General features: G+C 60.0%; 15 protein-coding genes. 10 read left to right on the top strand and 5 right to left on the bottom strand.

Annotated features, from left to right (window positions below):
• The first annotated feature begins 103 nt into the window (after nucleotides 1-103).
• Together NSND_RS11240 and larB are read left to right on the top strand one after the other, a co-directional pair.
• The gene (locus tag NSND_RS11240) at nucleotides 104-1,129 is read left to right on the top strand and encodes an NAD(P)H-dependent glycerol-3-phosphate dehydrogenase (RefSeq protein ID WP_080879097.1); all 1,026 of its coding nucleotides are present in this window, start codon (nucleotides 104-106) and stop codon (nucleotides 1,127-1,129) included.
• Complete coding sequence (gene larB, locus NSND_RS11235) at nucleotides 1,126-1,878, top strand: nickel pincer cofactor biosynthesis protein LarB (protein WP_080879096.1); 753 nt, start codon at nucleotides 1,126-1,128, stop codon at nucleotides 1,876-1,878. The genes NSND_RS11240 and larB overlap by 4 nt, the downstream gene beginning before the upstream one ends.
• A 52-nt stretch (nucleotides 1,879-1,930) precedes the next feature.
• Here the strand turns inward: larB and NSND_RS11230 are convergent, their stop codons facing one another.
• A complete protein-coding gene (locus NSND_RS11230; protein WP_080879095.1) occupies nucleotides 1,931-2,503 on the bottom strand; it encodes a hypothetical protein in 573 nt (190 codons plus the stop codon).
• Between the two features lie 169 nt (nucleotides 2,504-2,672).
• Between NSND_RS11230 and larC the strand changes: the two genes are divergently transcribed.
• The 8 genes from larC (at nucleotide 2,673) to NSND_RS11185 (ending at nucleotide 11,605) form a co-directional block, all read left to right on the top strand.
• Entirely contained in the window at nucleotides 2,673-3,881 is a 1,209-nt protein-coding gene (gene larC / locus NSND_RS11225) for a nickel pincer cofactor biosynthesis protein LarC (RefSeq protein WP_159450755.1), read from the top strand.
• A 58-nt stretch (nucleotides 3,882-3,939) separates the two neighbouring features.
• Entirely contained in the window at nucleotides 3,940-4,953 is a 1,014-nt protein-coding gene (locus NSND_RS11220) for a sodium:calcium antiporter (protein ID WP_080879093.1), read from the top strand.
• Nucleotides 4,943-5,986 carry a 4-hydroxythreonine-4-phosphate dehydrogenase PdxA gene (gene pdxA / locus NSND_RS11215; RefSeq protein ID WP_080879092.1) on the top strand — a complete coding sequence of 348 codons (1,044 nt, stop codon included), beginning with the start codon at nucleotides 4,943-4,945 and terminating at the stop codon, nucleotides 5,984-5,986. Before NSND_RS11220 ends, pdxA begins: the two co-directional genes overlap by 11 nt.
• A gap of 20 nt (nucleotides 5,987-6,006) precedes the next feature.
• Nucleotides 6,007-6,327 (top strand): hypothetical protein, encoded by a 321-nt coding sequence (locus NSND_RS11210; protein WP_080879091.1) that lies wholly within the window; start codon nucleotides 6,007-6,009, stop codon nucleotides 6,325-6,327.
• Nucleotides 6,328-6,543: 216 nt separating this feature from the next.
• Nucleotides 6,544-7,350 (top strand): 16S rRNA (adenine(1518)-N(6)/adenine(1519)-N(6))-dimethyltransferase RsmA, encoded by an 807-nt coding sequence (gene rsmA / locus NSND_RS11200; protein WP_080879089.1) that lies wholly within the window; start codon nucleotides 6,544-6,546, stop codon nucleotides 7,348-7,350.
• Nucleotides 7,351-7,449: 99 nt separating this feature from the next.
• Nucleotides 7,450-9,885: a DNA translocase FtsK gene (locus NSND_RS11195; protein ID WP_080879088.1), complete on the top strand. Its 2,436-nt coding sequence runs from the start codon at nucleotides 7,450-7,452 to the stop codon at nucleotides 9,883-9,885.
• The gene (locus tag NSND_RS11190; protein ID WP_080879087.1) at nucleotides 9,882-10,604 is read left to right on the top strand and encodes a LolA family protein; all 723 of its coding nucleotides are present in this window, start codon (nucleotides 9,882-9,884) and stop codon (nucleotides 10,602-10,604) included. The genes NSND_RS11195 and NSND_RS11190 overlap by 4 nt, the downstream gene beginning before the upstream one ends.
• A gap of 239 nt (nucleotides 10,605-10,843) precedes the next feature.
• A complete protein-coding gene (locus NSND_RS11185) occupies nucleotides 10,844-11,605 on the top strand; it encodes a 2OG-Fe(II) oxygenase (RefSeq protein ID WP_080879086.1) in 762 nt (253 codons plus the stop codon).
• Between the two features lie 94 nt (nucleotides 11,606-11,699).
• On the opposite strand, the gene NSND_RS11180 is transcribed toward NSND_RS11185, so the two are convergent.
• The 4 genes from NSND_RS11180 to NSND_RS11165 all read right to left on the bottom strand — a co-directional run bounded on the left by NSND_RS11180 (nucleotide 11,700) and on the right by NSND_RS11165 (nucleotide 21,135).
• Nucleotides 11,700-14,432 carry a PAS domain S-box protein gene (locus NSND_RS11180; protein ID WP_080879085.1) on the bottom strand — a complete coding sequence of 911 codons (2,733 nt, stop codon included), beginning with the start codon at nucleotides 14,430-14,432 and terminating at the stop codon, nucleotides 11,700-11,702.
• 239 nt (nucleotides 14,433-14,671) lie between these two features.
• On the bottom strand, nucleotides 14,672-16,987 hold the full coding sequence (locus tag NSND_RS11175) for a sensor histidine kinase (protein ID WP_080879084.1): 2,316 nt from the start codon (nucleotides 16,985-16,987) through the stop codon (nucleotides 14,672-14,674).
• Nucleotides 16,987-17,955 (bottom strand): ABC transporter substrate-binding protein, encoded by a 969-nt coding sequence (locus NSND_RS11170; protein WP_159450754.1) that lies wholly within the window; start codon nucleotides 17,953-17,955, stop codon nucleotides 16,987-16,989. The genes NSND_RS11175 and NSND_RS11170 overlap by 1 nt, the downstream gene beginning before the upstream one ends.
• Nucleotides 17,956-18,012: 57 nt before the next feature.
• A complete protein-coding gene (locus tag NSND_RS11165) occupies nucleotides 18,013-21,135 on the bottom strand; it encodes a PAS domain-containing response regulator (RefSeq protein ID WP_080879082.1) in 3,123 nt (1,040 codons plus the stop codon).

The raw sequence follows: 21,135 nt of genomic DNA, 5'->3' as shown, positions 1-21,135 counted from the left end.
TTGACAGCTTTCAAAGCCCCTTCCTATAATCCGCGTCCATGAAGTCTGCATTCTGCATTCCAGCTGCCGGCCCGCTCTGCCACGTCATGGTGGTGGGGCAGTGATGGAGCAACCGGCCATCAAGCATGTGGCAGTCATCGGCGCCGGGGCCTGGGGGACGGCGTTGGCCCGGCATCTGGCCGAGAAACAGGTGCCCGTCTGTTTGTGGGCCCATGAGCCGGAAGTCGTTCAGGCGATCCAGCTCAGGCGTGAAAATACGGTGTACCTTCCGGGCGTGTTGCTTCCGCCGACCCTCTCGGCAACGAATGTCTTATCCGACGCCATCGCAGGCGCTGATTGCCTGATTTTTGCGGTGCCCTCGCATGTAGCGAGAACGGTGCTGAGCCGGGTTGCAGTCTTATTGCCGCAGCCCATTCCGCTGGTCAGTGCGACCAAGGGGATCGAAGAAGAGACGCTTGCGCTCGTGACGCAGGTCATGCAGAGCGTGTTGCCCTCGCACATGCAGGGTTCCTTGTTGGTCTTGTCGGGACCGAGTTTTGCCAGTGAGGTCAGCCGTGGGAAACCGACGGCGCTGTGTCTCGCCGGGCAGGATGCCGGTGTCGTCAAGGCGATCCAGTCGCTGTTCATGACGCCGAACTTTCGCGTCTATGCGGACGATGACTTGATCGGCGTGCAACTCGGCGGCGCCTTGAAAAACGTGATGGCCCTGGCTGCCGGTGTCGTGGATGGGTTGGAACTCGGGCATAACGCCCGCGCCGCGCTCATTACCCGCGGCCTGGCCGAAATGATCCGGCTGGGTGTGGCGATGGGTGCTGATCCACGGACTTTCTATGGCCTCTCAGGGGTCGGTGATCTCATTCTGACCTGCACCGGTCCCTTGAGCCGCAATCATTCAGTCGGGGTGCGGTTGGGTAAAGGCGAACGCTTGGAGGGAATTCTCGCGAGCATGCAGGCGGTGGCGGAAGGCGTGCGCACGGCCAAGGCGGCATTGGGGCTCGCCCTGCGCTGTGGGGTGGATATGCCGATTGTGCAGGAAGTAAACGCGGTGCTCTTTGCCGACAAGTCCTGTCGTCAGGCGGTCGGTGATCTCATGGAGCGCGAAGCCAAGGGGGAGAAGAGCCCGTCATGAATCAGGACCAGCTCCAGGCGTTGCTCACGAAGGTTCAGCAGGGCGCTCTTGCGGTGCCGGATGCGCTTCACCGGTTACGCACCCTGCCGTATGAAAACTTGGGATTTGCCTCGCTCGATCACCATCGCGCGCTACGCCAGGGGTTTCCGGAAGTCATTTTTTGCGAAGGCAAGACGGTATCACAGGTGGTTGCCATCGCGAAGACGCTCTTGAGGAAGAACAACGCCTTGCTGGCGACGCGGGTGGAACCCTCGGTTGCGCGGGCGCTCCTGCGCGTGAGCAAGCGGGCGGTCTACCACGAAGCGGCGCGGGTCGTCGCCATTGCGCCGCCCAAGTTGGTGCGCCGGGGGGCCGTATTGATCGTCACCGCCGGCACCGCCGATATTCCCGTGGCGGAAGAAGCGCGTGTGACGGCCGATATCATGGGGAGCAAGACCGACACGTTGTACGATGTGGGAGTGGCCGGCTTGCATCGCCTGCTGGGGCAGCAGGAACGGTTGCATGATGCCCGGGCCCTCATCGTGGTGGCCGGCATGGATGGCGTGCTTCCAAGCGTGGTCGGCGGACTGGTTCGGCAACCGGTGATTGCGGTGCCGACGAGCCGGGGCTACGGCGCACACTTCGGCGGGTTGGCCGCATTGTTGACCATGTTGAATTCCTGCGCGGCAGGAGTCGGAGTCATGAACATCGACAACGGTTTCGGAGCCGGTTGCCTCGCGCATCGAATCAACATGGTGGGGGAAGCATAACGAAGTGCGCTGACCGGCGGAGTGGGCCGGTCGGCGTTCCGGAATCGACGGCTTAGTTCTTCACGACAAACTTGCCGCGTTTGGGCCACGACAACATCTGCGTGCGTTGGCCCTTTTCTCCGTTACTCAGTAATTTGACCCGCACTTCATATTCATAGGACCCGACCGGCACTTGCTGCTTGTTGTGGTCCAGTCCGTCCCACACGAGATCCACCTGCACATGTTTCTGTGGCGTGTCCCCAGCGGCGCTGGTGGCTGTCTGCGCATGTTCATTGACCGGCTGCCGGATCGACAGGAAGCGGAGCGAGGTCATGGAGGAGGAGGTGACAAGAGCGGACACCTCCAGCATCAATTGTTCATCGACTTCCTTGGGCAGTTGCACGGTCGCGATGAAATGAAAGGGCCCGTCTTGCGGGCGGTAGGGCATCGGCGCGGCATGCAGCGAGAGAATTTTCAGGTCCGGCTCCGGGCGCGGGACGCTGCTCTTGCCCTTGGTTTTGGCCAACGCATCCATGGGATGTCCTCCCAGCAGAAGGGCCGCACCTAAGAGAAACAGGAGGCCGAGTCGTACGGCACGCAATGCGCGAAGGACAATCGTAGAGCTGAATGGTGTGGCATTGATCATGGTGTTGAAGTCGCAGCGTGTGGGCCGGTGGTCCGATGGAATGCGTCTCTTGATTGGGGATAACACAGCATCGAAGGGCTGTCAATGAACGAGCGGAATGATTGCTGTCTGGATGCGGCTCCGGTAAGATGCCGCTCGCTCGCAGTGGATGATGAATCGTAGGAGTGACGTGGCCACACATCTTCATTTCGACTGTTTCTCCGGCATCAGCGGCGACATGACCTTGGGTGCGCTGGTCGATGCGGGATTGCCGTTTAAAGATCTCGTGCGCGGGCTGGCCTTGTTGCGGATCGAGGGGTTTCGCCTGACGCGGAAACGGGTCGAGCGCGGGGCCCTCACTGCCACTAAAGTCGATGTGCTGGTCGAGAAGGGCTTTCGCGCCCCGTTAACCCTGGCGCAGATCAAACGGATTCTACTGAAGAGCGGCCTGCCCCCGGCGGTGAAAGAAAAGAGCCAGGCCGTGTTCGATGTGCTGGCTCACGCTGAGGGGAAGGCCCATGGCGTCGAACCCTCGCATGTGCATTTTCACGAAGTCGGCGTGATCGATTCGTTTGTCGATGTGGTCGGCGGGGTCCTGGGGATCCATCTCCTGGGGGTGCAGCGCGTGACGGCCTCCGCGATCAATGTGGGATCGGGCACCCTCATGTCGGCACACGGATCGTTGCCTGTGCCGGGTCCGGCCGTGGCTGCGCTGGCAGTCGGCCTGCCTATCTATGCCGGGGGGCCTGAGCGGGAACTGGCGACTCCGACGGGAGTCGCGCTGGTGCGAACCCTGGCGACAGAATTCGGTCGCTTGCCTCATATGCAGGTGCGCCGGGTGGGGTATGGGGCGGGAACTGCCGATCCGGCGCATTGGCCGAATGTGTTACGAGTGTTCGTCGGTGAAGAACCGGCCGCCGTAGGTTCGCTGGAAACCATCGTTGAACTTCAGACGAACATCGACGACTTGAATCCGCAGGTCTACGAGACCGTGTTCGATCGGGTGTTTGCTGCGGGAGCCGTGGATGCGACCCTGGCACCGGTCACGATGAAAAAGGGCCGTCCCGGGAATGTACTCTCCGTGCTGGCTCCCCAGGAGAAGGTGGAGGCCGTGCTGGCCGTGTTGTTCGCCGACACGACGGCGCTCGGGGTCAGGACCCATGAGGTGCAGCGACGGGTGCTGCCACGACGATTTGTCCCGGTACAGGTCCATGGCCACGAGGTGTCTATCAAGGTGGCGGACTCCCAACCGGGTCGGAGCAAAGCCGCTCCTGAGTATGAGGATTGTAAGCGGATTGCCGAACAGAGCGGCCGTCCGGTGAAAGACATTTTGGAAGAGGCCATGCAGGCCTATCGGCGCACGGCAGGACATGCGAAAAAGGAAAAAGGGAGCAGGTGAACACAGAAACTGCCGCCGTTGTCTTCTCGTTTGAGGTGCCTTCCTCGCGAGGCCTCCAGTGACGATCCTGCTCTATGTGGGATTGTTTGTGGCCTCGGTCGTCGTCACCCTCGCCGGGTGCCATCTCTTTACGAACGCCATTGAATGGCTCGGCAAGCGTCTCAACATTTCTGAAGGCGCGGTCGGGAGCGTCTTCGCGGCGGTCGGGACGACCCTACCGGAGACGTCGATTCCGATCATCGCGATTTTTTTCGGGGCCGGGCGAGAGCAGATGGAGGTCGGTCTGGGCGCCATTCTCGGGGCGCCGTTCATGCTCAGCACGCTGGTCCTGCCTATTCTAGCGCTGCTGTTGCTGCTCTACGCGAAGCTCGGTAAGCGGACGGCGACGTTCAAGCTCAATTACGGCGAAGTCCGCGTCGATATCAGCTTCTTCCTGATCAGTTATGCGCTGGCGTTGACCTGCGCGGTCATCCCCTCCAAGCTCTTTCACGTGGCTGTCGCGGCAGTGCTGTTGGGCATGTACGTCTATTACATGAAGCTCAAGTTCTCGGCCGAAGATGAAGAGGGTGAGGGAGGTGGTGAACTGGAGCCACTGTTGTTCGCACGCCGGTCCTCTCGTCCGTCGTATCTGGTGATCGGCGCGCAGGGAATCGTGGGCCTGCTGGGCCTGGTCGGTGGGGCCCATCTGTTCGTGACGGCCGCGAATTCCATTTCAGCGGAAATGCAGGTCTCGCCGCTCATCCTCGCGTTGCTGATCGCTCCGTTGGCCACTGAGTTGCCGGAGATGTCGAACAGTTTTCTCTGGTTGTATCGGAAGAAGGATCGGCTGGCCGTTGGAAATGTCACTGGTGCGATGGTGTTTCAGGGCTCGATTCCCGTCTCTGTCGGGTTGCTGGGCACCGAATGGACGCTGGGGCCAACGGCGCTGGCGACCATGGTGCTCGCCGTGCTCGCTATGAGCTTGAGTCTACTGCAGGCAGTCTGGTCCGGACACTGGCGGCCCTGGTTGCTCAGCGGTAGCGCGCTGCTGTACCTTGGGTACACACTGTTCTTGTACGCACATGGCTCCTAAACGCACGACCAAGACAGCGCGTTCTGTCCTGGGTCTCACAATGGGAGATCCGGCCGGGATCGGACCGGAAGTCATCGCCAAGGCCTTGGCCGATAGGGCTCTGATGCGCCTCTGTACTCCTGTTGTCGTCGGCTCCCGTCACGTCATGGAACGGACGATCGCCTGGCTGAAGCTCCCTCTGCAGGTGGTGGACTTCAATCCGGCGAACGGCCAGCGGTTGAAGGCGGGGCAGGTGGCCGTGGCAGACCCGCTGGAAAGTCCGTTACCGAAATTTCGCATGGGTGCCGCTACCGCGGTGACCGGTGCAGCCTCCATCGCATTCATCAAGGAAGCGGTGAAGCTGGCGCAGGCGGGGAGCCTGGGTGGGATCGTCACGGCTCCCATCAATAAAGAAGCCATGAACATGGCCGGTTTTCACTACCCGGGACACACGGAACTGCTGGCAGATCTGACCAAGACCACAGAGTTCGGGATGATGATTGTCGGCGGGCCGCTCAAAATCATGTTCACCACCACCCATGTGGCGATCAATGCCCTGTCCCCGCTGCTGACCACGGAACGGATCAGCAAGGCCATCCGCCTCGCACATCTCGGGTTGACGAAGTATTTCGGCATTGCGCGTCCCAGAATCGGCGTGGCGGCGTTGAATCCCCACGCTGGAGAGCATGGTCTGTTCGGCAACGAGGAGTCGACCAGCATCGCACCGGCCGTCAAACTGGCCAGGGCGGCGGGTATCAAGGCCAGCGATCCGCTTCCAGCCGATACCCTGTTCGGGAAGGCCGCCCGCGGCGACTACGATGGTGTGGTGGCGATGTATCATGATCAGGGGCTTATTCCTCTGAAGCTGGTCGCGTTCGGCACCTGCGTGAACTTGACCGTCGGGCTCCCGATTATCCGGACCTCAGTGGATCATGGAACGGCCTATGACATCGCCGGAAAAGGGGTTGCCGAGCATGGGAGCCTGCTGGAGGCCGTGAAGGTGGCGGCCCGCCTGGCCGAATCCTGGTCACCGGTTACCAAAACGTCCCGATAGGAAAGAAGGGGAATACGTCCATGGCAGAGACAGGACTTTCCGCGGCGACGATGATCGATCAGCAGGTGAAGGAATTGGATGCGATCGCGACAAGGACCATTCAGGATTTCAACACCACCTTGGGCACTGAACGCATGGGGCAGTGGAAGATCCGCACGGTGGCCCTGCTCCAGCAGCATGCCGGACAGAGTGCGGCCGATGAGTTGGCGCGAAAAAAGCCCGGTATGGCGTTCACCAACGATTTGATCGAAGAGTTCACCGACGAGGTGGAAAGTTATCGCTCCTACCTCGTGACGCTTGCCAAACGCATTCGGGCCGCGGCCCCTCCGGCCGCCGGTTAGCAGGATGCGGAAAAAGTCCGCCCGCGGCGTTCTCGCATCGCTCAGAAGCTCACCGTACGGCCCGAGTACGATTCGCTTCCTCGCTCGCTGCGGCCTTGCTGGACGGCCTTTTTGCGCATCCTGCGGTGATTCTGCCGCCGACACGGCAGGTGAGCTGATCGCGACGTATGATGCAAAAAATGAGTTTTTCCGCATCCTGCTAGAAAGCTGTGCGAGATGATGGCTCCCTCCTTCCCTCCAGCCCTGAAACGACTCGGTCAGAATTTTCTCATCGACCCGAACATTATCCGCAAGATCGTGTCCCTAGCGGCGCTTGGCCCGGAGGACACTGTCTTGGAGATCGGACCGGGGCGTGGGGCCCTGACCGCCGGTTTGTGTGCCGAAGCGGGACGCGTCATTGCCGTTGAGATCGATCCACAGTTGCAGCCTCATCTGCAGGAAAGTCTGGGGCATTGCCGAAACCTGGACCTTCGGATCGGGGACGCCCTCGCCTTTCCCTTCGAGACCTTGCCGCTGCGTACGGTGGTGGTGGCGAATCTTCCCTATTACGTCTCTACGCCGATTCTCTTCGCGCTGCTCGATGCGCGTGCCCGCCTCGATCGTCTGGTACTTATGCTGCAGACGGAAGTGGCGCTCAGGCTGGCGGCCAAGCCGAACAGCGAGGACTACGGGGTGCTGTCGGTATTGACCCAGGAGGCGGCCGAGGTGGAACTGGCCTTTCGTGTATCTGCGAATTGTTTCCGTCCCCGTCCGACTGTCGGATCGGCGGTGGTGCATCTTCGGATCAACACGCAGGAAGGGTTCGAGCCGGTCCGGCACGAACGGTTCCGGCGGCTGGTGCGCGCGTCGTTCGCCCATCGCCGCAAGACGCTGGTGAATTCCCTGCGTGATGAAGGCTATCCTTCCGAGCAGATTGCGCGGGCCACTGCGGAAGCCGGCGTGCCGCCGCAAGCTCGAGCGGAGATGCTCACGCTCGACGACTACCGCACACTTGCGCGCGCGTTCGATCGCGATCCGGTCTGACTCCGGTCCCTGTGAGCGTGAGTAAGCGCGGCTTCATCGGCTTGCGCAACATTCCCCGTTTGTTTGAAAAGGCGTTTTCCCTGTGCTACGATCCGCCGCATGGGTGTATCCACCACGGCAAAGCGCGGTGACGCCCGCTCAGCCCCTTCCCGTTCCTCTCATGTGAAGCGCGAAGTGATCGGGGTTCTCCTGATCGCAGCCGGTCTCCTGATCCTGCTCAGTCTGGTGTCGTTCGTTCCCGGCGACGCCAAATCGATTGCGGCATCCGGAGCAGCCGGCAATCAGCCCAAAAACATGATCGGGTCGGTGGGCGCGCTGTCGGCGGCCGCTTGTTTTTTCATGGTCGGCGGCGCCGCCTACCTCTTTCCCATTCTTCTCGGACTGCTCGGCGCGCGTTGCTTCACGCCGATCCCGCTCACTATGCGAATCAGAAACGCCGGCAGCGGTCTGGCGGCCATGGTGTTCTTGAGTGCCCTGCTGCATTTGGAAGTGACGGCGGTGCCCACGATTTCCAGCGGCTGGGTCAATCGAGGTCTGGCCGGCGGGATTATCGGGCAGGTGTTGGCCGACGGGGTCCGAAGTTACTTTGCCACGACCGGCGCGCATATCGTGATCCTCGCCGGCTTGATGGTGGCGCTCCTGTTTACGGTGCCGCTGTCGCTGACGGCGCTGCTGCAGCGGGTTCCCGACTGGTGGGCGGCCGCGCGCGAGCGGATGGCCGGGCTGGTTCCGGAGTGGCCGACGAAGCAGGAGGAGGCGCAACCCAAGCGAGTCCGTGAGAAGAAGTCGCGAGCTTCGCGCGAGGTTGAGGAACAGGACTTTGACCGCGAAGTGCAGGTGGTGGCTGAAGCGGTGGAGCAGATTCCCGTTCCCGTCATTCCCCCTAAGATTCAGCCCCCGATGAAGGTCGAAAAACGCGCGGTGTCGGCGGACGAGCCGGCAGCAGCAGTTGCGACCAGTCCCTCCGTATCTGACGGCTATGTCCTGCCTGATCCCCAGGAACTGCTGAGCGATCCCTCCGGCCCGCTTGCCCGTCTCAGCGACGATGAGTTGAAACTGCAATCCGAAATCCTGACCAAGGCGCTGAAGAGTTTTGCGATCGAAGGGCGGGTGACGGAGGTGCGACCGGGTCCGGTCGTGACGATGTACGAGTTCGAGCCCGCGCCGGGGACGAAGGTCGCGCGCATCGTCAACCTTGCCGATGACCTGGCCCTGGCACTCAAAGCCATCAGCTTGCGTATCGTGGCGCCGTTGCCCGGGAAGTCGGTCGTCGGGATTGAAGTGCCGAATCCTCATCGCGAAATGGTGTCCATGAAGGAAGTCGTCACCAGCGACGCCTTTTCGCGCTCACGCTCCAAATTGGGGCTCGCGCTCGGGAAAGATATCTTCGGCGGTGCGGTCTGTGCGGACCTGAGAACGATGCCTCACCTGCTGGTTGCCGGCGCGACCGGAGCCGGCAAGAGCGTGGGGTTGAACACGATGTTGTTGAGCATTCTGTTCAACGCCCGTCCGGACGAAGTAAAACTGCTGCTCATCGATCCGAAAATGCTGGAGTTCCAAAGTTACGATGGCATTCCGCATTTGCTTCGTCCCGTCATTACCGATCCCAAATCGGCGGCGCGCGGGTTGGGGTGGGTGGTCCAGGAAATGGAGCGGCGCTACAAGCTGCTGGCTGATGCGGGGGTGCGGAGCATCGATGCCTACAACCGACGGATTTCCGAGGTGCAAGGGGCCGTGTCGGATGTCTGGCAATCCGGCAAGCCTGAGCAGGTCGAACTGACGTTTCTGTCCGAAGAGGAGCGTCTCTCCAAGGGAGAAGATGCGGAGCCCGCCGGCGACAATGGGCCGACTGATTCGGTCAAGCCGAGTCCGCCGGAGCCCCTGCCCTACATCATGGTCATGATCGACGAGCTGGCGGACTTGATGATGGTAGCCCCGAAAGATGTGGAGGACAAGATTGCGCGTCTGGCCCAGATGGCGCGCGCTTCCGGGATTCACCTCGTGTTGGCGACCCAAAGGCCATCGGTCGATGTGTTGACCGGCCTCATCAAGGCCAATTTCCCGGCGCGTATCGCGTTTCAAGTCTCGTCCAAGACCGACTCGCGCACGATTCTGGATGCCAACGGCGCCGAGGCGCTGCTTGGTCGCGGCGATATGTTGTATCTCGCCTCGGGGACCGGGAAGCTGATGCGGATTCACGGGTCGTATGTGTCGGACGATGATGTGCGGCGGGTGGTCGAATTCGTCAAGAAGCAGGCGTTGCCCTCGTACTGCCGGGAACTCCAATCGCTCAAGATCGAAGAGGCGGAAGAGGAGCAAGCCAAGGACGAAGTCTACGAACAGGCCAAGGATCTGGTATTGTCCACCGGCCAGGCTTCTGCTTCCCTGATTCAACGGCGTCTCCGCGTCGGGTATCCCCGGGCGGCCCGTATGATCGAACAGATGGAAGCGGAAGGTGTGGTCGGAGCAGCAGGCCGGGACGGGCGTCGAGAGGTCCTCGGCCGTCGTGGGCCGGTCGGTGGAGATGAGGCATGATGCGGATATTCTTAATCGTTGCGGTGCTGCTCATGAGTGGAATTCCGGCAGTGGCTCAACCGGTGAAGCCCGATGAGCCGGCGGTGGACCTCCAGTCTCTGCAGGAGGTCCAAGAGGTCGTGAAGAAGATCCAGACCCGCTATGAAAAGACCAAGGACTTGCAGGCCTCGTTCACGCAAAAAACCAGGATCGAAGGATTTTCGACGCCCGTGATTTCGACCGGACATTTCTATATCAAGAAGCCCGGGCGTCTCCGATGGGATTATATCGAACCGGCTACGGAAGAAATTTACGTCAACAAAGACGACGTCAAAATGTATGTGCCGGAGCACAAGCAGGTGCTGGTGGGCAAGCTCACCTATATGGCCGCTTCCCAGGCGCCGCTGCAATTGCTGCAAGGGGTGGCCAAACTGGATGAAGAGTTCGACATCGAACCCACGGCGAACAAGGACCGTGGCGCAGGGGGCATTCTGCTGGTCTCTTTGACTCCGAAGCAGGGACGGGCCGAACCGGAGCGCGCGATTCAGAAGATTGTGATCGAAGTACAGCCGAAGACGTACTTCCTCAAGACGATCGCCCTGCATGAGGTCAGCGGCAATATCGCGACCTTTGAGTTTTCAGAGTTGAAGCCGAACAGCGGACTGAAGGACGACCTATTTGATTTCAAGGCCCCGGCCGATGTAGAAATCGTGCGGGCGCCGGTGCTGAGCAGACCCTAGCTCTCGACATCCGTGACGCGTGAATCGTGAAGCGTATCTCGTGAGAGATCGGAGCGTATAGCTCATGGCTTATAGCATATGGCTGAGGATGGTATGAGAAGCTCTGCGCCTCTGATTTCGGACTCCCTGTCGTCGGCTATTGGCCATTCGCTCTGCTTCGCCGACTGCTGCTACCAGCTATGCGCCATACGCTCGTTCTCCGGACGAGATACGAACGACGCTTCACGAAAGGCGAAGGTATGAGCCCAACCTGTACAAGCAGCGTGACCGAGGCGGTGGAGCGGGCGATTGCGGCGCTGGATCTTGACCGGCTTGAGCGGGAATATTGGGATCAGAACGAATTCCTGTATATCCCAGAGTTTTTGCCGCGCGATTTTGTGGAGGCCACCCTGGCTCAGCAAGCCCAGATGCTCAAGTCAGGGTTGAACCGCAATTATATTCCCGGGCATAAGAAGGGCGGCAGTGTCGGCTATTATGCCGTGATGGAGAAAGCGCCGCAGTTCATCGACCTGTATCGCTCGGACGCCTTCCGGGCGATGCTCAATCGGTTGACCAAGGTGAATTTGCTGCTGTGTCCCGACAACGATCCCCATTCCTGTGCGCTCTATTACTACACGGAAGCCGGCGATCACATCGGGTATCACTACGATACGTCCTACTACAAAGGCGCCCGGTACACCATTCTGATGGGCTTACTCGATCAGTCCAAGCAGTGCCGCTTAGTCTGCGATCTTTTCAAAGATGTGCCGGGGAAACAACCGGTGCACCGTGAATTGGCGACTGCGCCAGGCGATCTGGTGATCTTCAATGGCGACAAACTCTGGCATGCCGTCACGCCGCTCGGAGAGCAGGAAGAGCGGATCGTACTGACCATGGAGTATGTGACGAATCCCGACATGGGCGCGTTCAAGCGCCTGTACTCCAACCTGAAAGATTCCTTCGCCTATTTCGGATTGCGCTCGGTATTTAAGCGGGCGTACGCTCCTCGCTCACAGTCCTGATATCTGTCGCGGTTTCAAGTTTGCCGGCTGACTCCTCGCGAGGCTCTTCTCGTCAGGCTACAATCGAATCATACCCTCATCGTGACGGTTTCTCTTACTGAACGAGTGCCGGAAACCGTAACCGGAAGGTGGTGCCTCCGCCTTCGGTGCTGTCCACCGTGATGGTTCCGGCATATTTGGTCACGATCTTGTGCACGATGCTGAGTCCGAGTCCCGTCCCTTTGCCAGCTGTTTTGGTGGTGAAGAACGGATCGAAAATCCTCGGGCGGATGGAATCCGGGATGCCCGGACCGGTATCGGCAATGGTCACCTGGATCCATCTGCCGTCCAGACCGGTCGCTAACGTCAAGCAGCCGATCCCCTCCATGGCCTGGATAGCGTTGCCGATCAAGTTGACAAACACCTGATCGACTTCTCCCTTTCGCGCGCGAAGAAACACAGGGGCTTCGAACTGTGTGGCGATCTCCACGTGGCCGAAATGAGGCCCTCGCCGGACCATCTTGACCGCTTCGAGCAAACGTTCTGCCACATCGATTTCCGTCGCTCCATCCCTGCCGGCCGCGCGGGCATAGCCGGAGAAATCCCGCACAACGGTGGAGACGTGACGGGCGTAGCCCACAATATCGGCGGCAAACTGTTTTATCGTGTCCGGATCGTCCTCATCCTGGATCAACTCGGCCATGCTGAGGATAGCCTGGGCCGGGTTGTTGATTTCGTGCGCCATACCAGACACCATGGTGCCAAGGCTGGAGAGTTTTTCAGCCTGGATCAGTTCATCCTGGAGTTGTTTGTCGTCGGTGATATCCCACAACAGGATGCCCACTTGGTACTGCGGGGATTCCGGGGTCGAGACCGGAAAAAACCGATAGCGATACAACCGTGCGGCGACTTCGCACTCACGTTCAGAGAGCCGATGAGGCGAGTCTGCCCTGTGCGTGTTCCATTCCACCATCAGCTGTTGGAGCGCGGGCTCGCTGAGGGAAAGACATTCGCACAGCGGACGGCCGATCAGCGATTCGCCGGGAGGCGCAAAATACTGATGGGCCAACGCATTGGCATACTGAACGTGCCAGTCGCTTCCGCACAGGAAAATGGCGCCGGGCAGACTGGCCAGCAGGCTCTGAGTCATGTGATGCGCCGCACGCAATGCCTGCGCGGCTCCTGTGCGATCGATGAACTGTCCGATCTTCATGCCCGTGTCGGCGAGGATCTGAATCAAGTGGCTGTCGGAGGCCCGCCGCTGTTCGGTATACAACTCAAGCACTCCGTGGATGATGCTGCCGGTCCGGATGGGGACGATGCAGGCCCCCTGAATACCCAGGCGAGAGGCGGTCGGTGCGCGGGTGAATCGGGAATCCGCCAGGACGTCCGATATCCAGAGCGGAAGTTTTGAGGCCCAGGCGATGCCAGGGAAATCCATCCCCGGCGGGAACTCACTGTTGCGACAGACCGAGAGAAATTCATCCCATCGATGTGAGGGACGGATCCAGCCTCCCTGACAAGTCAGCTTGTCTCCCATTGGCCCGCATTGCCACAAGAGCGCCATATCCCACGCACCCATTGTGCCTGCGACGTGGAGAAGTTGCGGGATGGCTTCTTCGACGGTGCCGGCTTGCGCGAGGATATGGCTGACGGAGAGTTGTGCCTGCTGTAGGCCCTCCTGCTGTTTGCGAGCGCTGATGTCCTGGAAGACCACGACTGCGCTGACCGGCCGGTCTCGCTCACGGATGGGACTGGTGACGTATTGGACGGGAAACAGCGAGCCGTCCTTCCTGGCGAAGGTCTCGTTTTGGATGCGGTGAATGGCGCCGTCATGAAGCGCTGCGCGGAGACAGAAAGGGTCTGAGGCGTACAGCGCATTGTCGTTGCCGATTCGATAAAAGAGCGGTGCCAACGGCTTGCCGATCAGTTCTGCCGCGCTCCATCCGAGCATCCGCGCCGCAGTTGCGTTCACGAAGGTGGCGCATCCTTGCGGGTCTAGTCCGAAGATGCCTTCCCCGGCGCTGTCGAGAATCAGCGCGTTCTGATGGCTCAACCTGACGACAGACTCTTCGGCGCGTTTGCGCCGCGCAATATTGCGAATGATGCCGCTGAAAAACATCCCTTCACTCGCACGCCAGGATGCCAGCGAGAGCTCAATCGGGAATTCGTCTCCGGTTTTTGTCAAGCCGACCATTTCGATGGTATGCCCGATGATCGTGGCTGTTCCACCCTGGGCGAGACGTGTGACGCCGGCCGCGTGCGCGGCGCGAAACCGTTCCGGCATCATGATGGTCAGCGGGCGCCCGAGGGCCTCTTCTTTGGTGTGACCGAACATTCGCTCGGCGGCGCCGTTCCACCAGATGATGAGGCCGCTCTGGTCGGCGAGCACCATGGCGTCGGTCGCCGACTCCACCAACGCCCGGAAGCGTTCTTCGCTGGCCTGCAGCGCCTCCTCTACATGCTCGGCCAGGACGGCCAGCCCTTTCACCGAGACGGCCCGGCGAAGGATGGCTTTGAGTTCTTGGGAATTATAGGGCTTGGTCAGATACGCGAAGGCCCCTTTGGCCAGAGAGCCGATCGTGTTTTCAGGCGTGACGTTTCCGGTCAGGATGATGACGGGGAGACTCGCATCTAATTCCATGAGCACTTTCAAGACCGAGAGTCCGTTGAGGTCGGGCAATTGGATGTCGAGGAGCGCTGCGTCGTAGCGCGTCTGTTTGGCTTGTTGAAGGGCGTCGGTTCCGGAGGCGGCGCTGTGTACGAGGTATCCCTCGTGACCTAACATGTCCGTGAGAGATTCCCGGATATCCGGATCGTCATCGACTATGAGAATGGGAGGGCGCATGGTGCGACTGTTCCGGATTGTGAGAAGTCTTCACGATTTGCTGTGAGCGCAATACCTATGCCGCCGGTGCGCCGATGAAGCGTGAGCCAACAGAGCGGGAACCCATTGATTCTGTGAGGAACAGCGAGAGAGGGAAGCCGTGTGCGCCGTGTGGCGCTGCCTGCGAGTGTTCAAATAAATGCGGGGTTTATCGGATCGGATACAGCCGAGGGGACGCTGTCGCACTACCACATAGCCTGCTACGGCGTCGATGCGGGTGAGTTGTCGAGAGGCAAGGTGAAGTAGAACTGAGTTCCGACACCGAGCCGGCTTTCCACACACATCTGTCCGCCGTGCAGGGCCACCAGACTCTTCGTGATGAAGAGCCCGAGTTGCGCCCCTTGTGAAGAGGGCATGGCTGATTCGACCTTGGAGAACTCATTAAAGACATGGGGTAACTCGTCGGGGGCAATTCCGCAGCCGGTGTCGGCCACCGTAATCTGGGCGTACCTCGCGTCGCAGATGCTGCAGCTCACTGAGACATGTCCTGAAGGTGGAGTGAATTTGATGGCGTTGCCGACCAGATTCCAAAGAATTTGCTCCAGCTTGTCGCGGTCGGCACGCACGGTGATCGGTTGTTCGCAGGACAGGACTTCGAGGACGATGGATTTTTCGGCGGCGAGTGTCTGAAAGCTCTCCACCACATCCCGGACGAACTCATCGATGTGCAGTGATTCGGGCTTGATCTCGATCCGGCCGACATCCAGGCGAGACCAGTCCAGCAGTTGATTGATGATTCGTGTGAGTCGATCCACATTGTGTTTCACCCGCTGGAGATAGTGCTCTTGCCGCTCTGAGAGTTGACCGGTGAGGCCGTCCAGCATGTTCTCGACGAAACCTTTGATGGAGGTCATCGGCGTGCGTAATTCATGCGACGCGACCGACACAAATTTCGAGCGCCGTTGGTCGTGCTCCTGCAGGCGCTCGTTCACCGCTTGCAATTCATGCGTTCGTTCCTGAACGCGTCGTTCGAGATGGTCCGTCAACGTGGCCAGTTCGGTATAAGCGCGCGCATTGTCCACGGCAACCGCCACGTGACTGGCAATGGTGACCAGAAGATCGAGATCTTCCTGGCTGCAGGGATGGGTGCCTCGGTCGGCGCCCAGGTAGCCGAGAATCCGCTGTTGACTCCGAAGAGGCGCAGCGACGAAGGAGGAGATTCCCACCTGACGAAGCCAGGGAAGCACTGCGGGGGAGATGCGATCGGCGACCGGCTCAATGCTCGGAACGAACAGGGGCTTGCCACGTATCAGAAGTTCGGCGGCAAACCCGCCGTCTTCGCACACGGGAATCTCAAGCCGCCGAGCGGCTTCTTCCACTTCCGGGGGCATGCCCAGCATTTGCCCCACCGTCGCGATGCCTCGCTCGCTATCCCATAAAAACAGGACCATCCGGGCGAATCCCAAATTTTCACTGAGCAGCTGCAATACAATTGAGAGGAGCCGGTCAAGGTCGAGCGTGGAGGTGATGGCTGTGCTGGACTGATTCAAGGTGGTCAGTTGCGTGACATGTCGCCGGATGGTTTCAAGGTTGGCGGAGATGGCCTGATTGCGTTCTTGAAGAGATTTGGTCATCAAATTGAACAGCGCCGTCAGTTGGCCGACTTCGTCCTGGGTCGTCGGAACGACAAAGGTGGAAAGATCGCCCTCGCTGACTTTGCGTGCGCCTGCGGCGAGATGGCGCAAGGGAGTGATGATCCGGCGGGCCAGCAGATTCGTGCAGAGAATGCCGGCCGTGATGATGCCGAGGGTGAGCAGGAGAAAGTTTCGCAGAACTTTCGCCAGTTCTCGTTGCATCGGCACCTCGGTCAAGCCGATTTGGACGACGCCGAAGACCTGAGGGGTGGTCGGTGCGTTCGCCGCTTTGCGTGTTTCTTCCTCCTGGAGCGCCAGCGCTTCCAGGCGGGATTCCGAGCGCTTCATCACCGGGATGGCAAAATCGTAGAACGTCTCTTCGTGAATGCCCGATGTCGAAATTGGAAGGGTCGAGTCCTTCTCCCGCAGAGGGATTGTGTTCGCACCGCTGAGCCTGAGGCGCGTGATGGTCGGCTCCGTGCCTGAATGCTTGATCACCGCGTCCGCAATGTCAGGACGCGGATAAAAAGGTCGTTCTGCCGATCGGACGGTCCCGAGCGGGCTGTCGAGTTTGCCTTTGCTCTTTGCGGCGAGGATCTGGCCGTCTGCGCCGGTGATCAGCGCATAGACCACCTCGTCGACTCCCATGACACCGTCGATGAACTGCTCCAGGATGACTCGTTCCTGGATGATGATGCCGTATCGTACGTTGTGGGCGAGATTCTTGACCAGAATAGTTCCGAGATCTTGCACTCGTTCGGTCATGGCGATGCGTTTACTGTGAATGAAGTACCAACTCATTCCCGAGCAGGTCAGAATAATGATCAAGCTGAAAAATACGACGAACTTCGTCCTGAGACTGATAAATCGTCCCGGGCCGCTCGGGTACAACGAGGGTGAGGTGAGGTAGTGCGCGGGGCCTTTCACGGTGGGTCCTTTCATCAATAGAGCTCGTCGGCCTTTTCCTCGAGGTCTCTGGGGATCTCGATGTCGAGGAACTTGGCGGTTTTACGATTCAGACTCATTTCGATACGGTCCGGGTGTAAAGGTTTTGCGGGGAGTGAGAGGTGACCGTCCAGGATCTTGCGGGTGAGTTGCCCCGCTTGTCGTCCGATATCGCCATAGTTGACCGACAGGCACAGCAGGGCCCCGCTTCGGGCGAACTCGCGGGAAAATCCGACCACCGGCACGCGTTCCTCCAATGCGGTATTCAAGATAAAGCGTAGTGATTCATCGGTCAGTACGGTGGAATCCGGGACGAGCCACAATGCGTCGATCGACGGCAGCAAGGTGCGCAGAGCGCCCGGCACATCCCGCTCGTTGTTGAGCGGGATCGGGACAAGTTCCGTCCCGTTGGATTTGAGCAATCGCCGCGCGTCTTCGATCAGCGTCGCGGTTTTGGATGGATCGTACAAGGTCCCGACGTGTTTGAGACGAGGCAGCAGGGATTTAATCATGATGAGCTGCCGCTCCATTGGAATTTCCATGAGCACGCCCGTCATGTTCGGGGCGTTAAGCCCGTACTTGGCCGGATCCAGCACCATGGCATAGACCACTGGAATGTCGACGATCTCGAGTTGTGCTGCCTTCGCCGCCTTCAAGCCGACGGCGAACACCAGCGCCGGGTCGGCTGCACGGATCTTGCGGGCCAGTTTCCGTCCTTTCTCCAAATCACCTTGTAAATCATATTCGGCGAGCACGACGTCGTTTGGAAGGGCGGCTTTGAAGCCGCTGATGGCTTGGTTATAGGCGGCGATGTCCGACGACTTGAGAATGACGACGTCCGTGGCCGAGGCCAGCCCTGGACTGAAGAGTAGACAGACGAGGGCGATGACGGTGCAACTCAGGCTCCGTCGAAACCGATCGGCGGAGCCCGTGGTGGAGGGTGATTGTACGAATGGGAACGTCACAGTCTGCATCCTCGTCGATCCAGCCGGCCCCGTGAGCGATTGCCGAATGCCCCCTGTCTACGTGTCCGAGTGACCCTTTATCGCGTGAACGATACCGAGGACGCGTGTGGCGACCCCGTCGGCGTTGCGATGAATACGGCCGGTCCAGGCCAGCCAATGGATGCTGTGATCGGTCCACACGACGCGATGCCGGATGTTGAGAGTGGCCTGGTCGTGCAAACTGTGTTCGATCTGCATCAGGACCGACCCGCGATCCAGCGCATAAATCAGGCCGATATAAGCGGCATAGGTGCCGGGAAAAGACCCGGGGGTCAGACCGAACAAGACCTCGACGTCAGGTGACCAGTAGAGACGGTCGGACTGCAGATCCCAATCCCAGATGCCGACTTCCGATTCGGTCAGGGCCCTGCGCAACCGTTCTTCGCTGAGGCGTAGGTGCGCTTCTGCCTGCTTGCGCTCCGTGATGCATTGCAGCGAGCCGGCCATGCGGAGCGCATACCCGTGCGCATCCCGATCCAACACTTCGGCCCGCGCGTGAAACCAGCAGTAGTCACCCTGCTTGGTCAGCAACCGGTAGTCGACGTCGTAATGAGAGCTGCCATTTTTGAGGCAGTCCGTGAGCCGATCGAATACGATTTCGCGATCATCCGGGTGCAGTCGGGAGGCCCAACTGTCGAGGATATCGGGAAATTCTTGCTCGTTGTATCCCAGCATCTCACGCACGCGCGGCGACCACCAGACCGGCGTCATCGGCGAGTACCAGGGCTGGTCGGGAAGCACATGGCCGTCCCAGAATCCATCGTTCGATCCGCGGATGACCGATTCGAGTCGCTCTTCGCTGGCGCGCAGCGATTCCTGAACCTGTCTGTAGTCGGTGATATCACGGGAAATAGCCAGGAGGCGTCGGGTATAGCCCCGCGTGTCGAGCATGGGGGTGACCTGTACATCCCACCACTTTGCGATTCCGTCGGTGGTGGGGCAGAAGCCGACGAACTTTCCGACCTCGCCGGCCTTGGCCGCTTCCAATGCAGCCAGGGCGGCATTCCGATCATCCCCCTCCCAAAGATCCACCCAAGGTCTATTGAGGTAGGCATTGAGATCCCTGATATGTAAAATCGTCTGCCCGGCGTCGTTCATGTATTGGAGCCGGCCTTCCAGGTCCAACACTTTGATGCAGTCGGCGCTGCTACGTAAGATTTGATTCTTAAATTCTTCGCTGTCGTGGAGGGCGAGTTCCGCCTCTTTCATGGCGGTGATGTCTTCGCACACGATCAGCACAACCGGAGCCTGTTGGTCGTTCAGCACAGCCTGGGCGGTTTCTCGCACCCAGATGACGCTGCCATCCTTCCGAACCTTGCGAAACTCCCAACCTCTGGGCCGGCCCATTTCGGAAAGGCAGGCGGCAAGGTTCCGGCGTACGTCGTCCTGATCGTCGGGGTGGAAAATGTTCAACACGGACGATCCGAGTAGTTCGGGGACGTCATATCCGAGACGATCGGCGCCGAAGCGGTTGACCGACAGGACGATGCCTGCGGCGTCCACCATGAAATACATGGACGGATTGTCGTCGAACAGGACCCGATACCGACGTTCGCTTTCGATCAGCGCCGCTTCAACCCGTTTGCGCTCCGTCACGTCCTCCGCGAAGCCTGCGATGCGATAGACCGTCCCCGACGCGTCACGAATCGGGAATGCGCGATCCCAGATCCATCGCACCGATCCATCGGGGCGGAGGATGCGATATTCCTCACTGTACGCTCCCGAAATTTGCCGGCTCATGGCCGCGTCCCGGACCCGTAGCCGGTCGTCTGAATGGATGGCGTCCATCCACGAGTCCGGCATCGCGTAGAGGCTTTCGCAGGAACGCCCCCAGACTTCTTCGTACCCGGGACTGATATAGAGCACTCTGGTCTTGGCCGGATCGGTGATCCAGAACACTTCCCGGATGTGCTCCGCCAGCTGGAGGAATCGCTCCTGGCTTTCTTCGACGGCAAGTTCGGCTTCCAGTCGCTCAGTGATGTCGCGGAAGACGACCACGGCCCCTGCCACCGTGCCCTTCTCAATGATCGGGGTGCTCACATATTCCACCGGTATACTGGTGCCGTCCTTTCTCCAGAAGACATCGCGCGGCACACGGTGGACTACGCCGTCGTGAAGGGCCGCATAGATCGGGCAGTGATCGGCCGGATAGGCGCTGCCGTCCGGCCGGGAATGGTGGAGCCGTGTGTGCATCGATTGGTCGATAAGTTCGGATGGGTCATATCCGAGCACTTGAGCGGCGGTCTGATTCACGAAGGTGGTCAGGCCGTCGCGATCCAGTCCGTAGATGCCTTCCCCTGCTTGCGTGAGGATGACTTCGTGCAGATGGCGAAGGCGGTCGAGAATCTCTTCTGCCTTGCGCCGTTGAGTAATGTCGCGAATGATGCCGCTGAAAAAGACGGCGACATCGGTTTTCCACATGGCCAACGACAGCTCGATCGAGAACTCGCTGCCGTCCTTGCGCAGGCCCTCCAGCTCGACCAGACGACCGATAAGGCGGGACTGACCGGTGTCCTTCACGCGGGCGAGCCCTCGCTCGTGAGCGACGCGATACCGTTGCGGCATCAACATGGTCAGGGGTTTCCCTCGGACTTCGTCATCGGTATACCCGAACAAGCGGGAGGAGGCTTGATTCCAGGAGAGAATATGACCGTTGTGGTCCGCCAGCACGATGGAGTCGGTGGCGGCCTCGACCAGAGATCGAAATCGTGCTTCGCTTTCGCTCAGCGCATGTTCGGCGTGCTCGGCTTTGGCGGCGAGCGCCTGGATGCCGATCGCCCGGCGCAGGACGGCCCGCAATTCGTCCCGGTTATAGGGTTTGGTGAGGTAGGCGAATGCGCCTTGTGTGAGTGAACCGACGGTACGGTCGGCGCTTGTGTAGGCCGTGAGGATGATGACCGGAAGCTGCGGTTGTTGTTCTTGCAATGTTCGCAGGACCGAGGAGCCGTCTCCGTCCGGCAAGCCCAAATCCAGCAAGACGGCATTGTACTGATGCTCATGCGCTTGCGTGAGCGCTTCTGCACAGGTGCCGGCGACGTTTACCTGATAGCCGTCGTGGTCGAGTAAGTCTTGTAGCCCGAGGGCGATGTCTGGATCGTCGTCCACGACGAGGATCGAATGGCCGGGTGTAATGGCTGTCAT

Origin of the sequence: Nitrospira sp. ND1, assembly GCF_900170025.1 — a bacterium.
In the GTDB taxonomy this organism is placed as follows: Bacteria; Nitrospirota; Nitrospiria; order Nitrospirales; family Nitrospiraceae; genus Nitrospira_A.
This window is presented reverse-complemented; position numbering and strand designations above follow the sequence as displayed.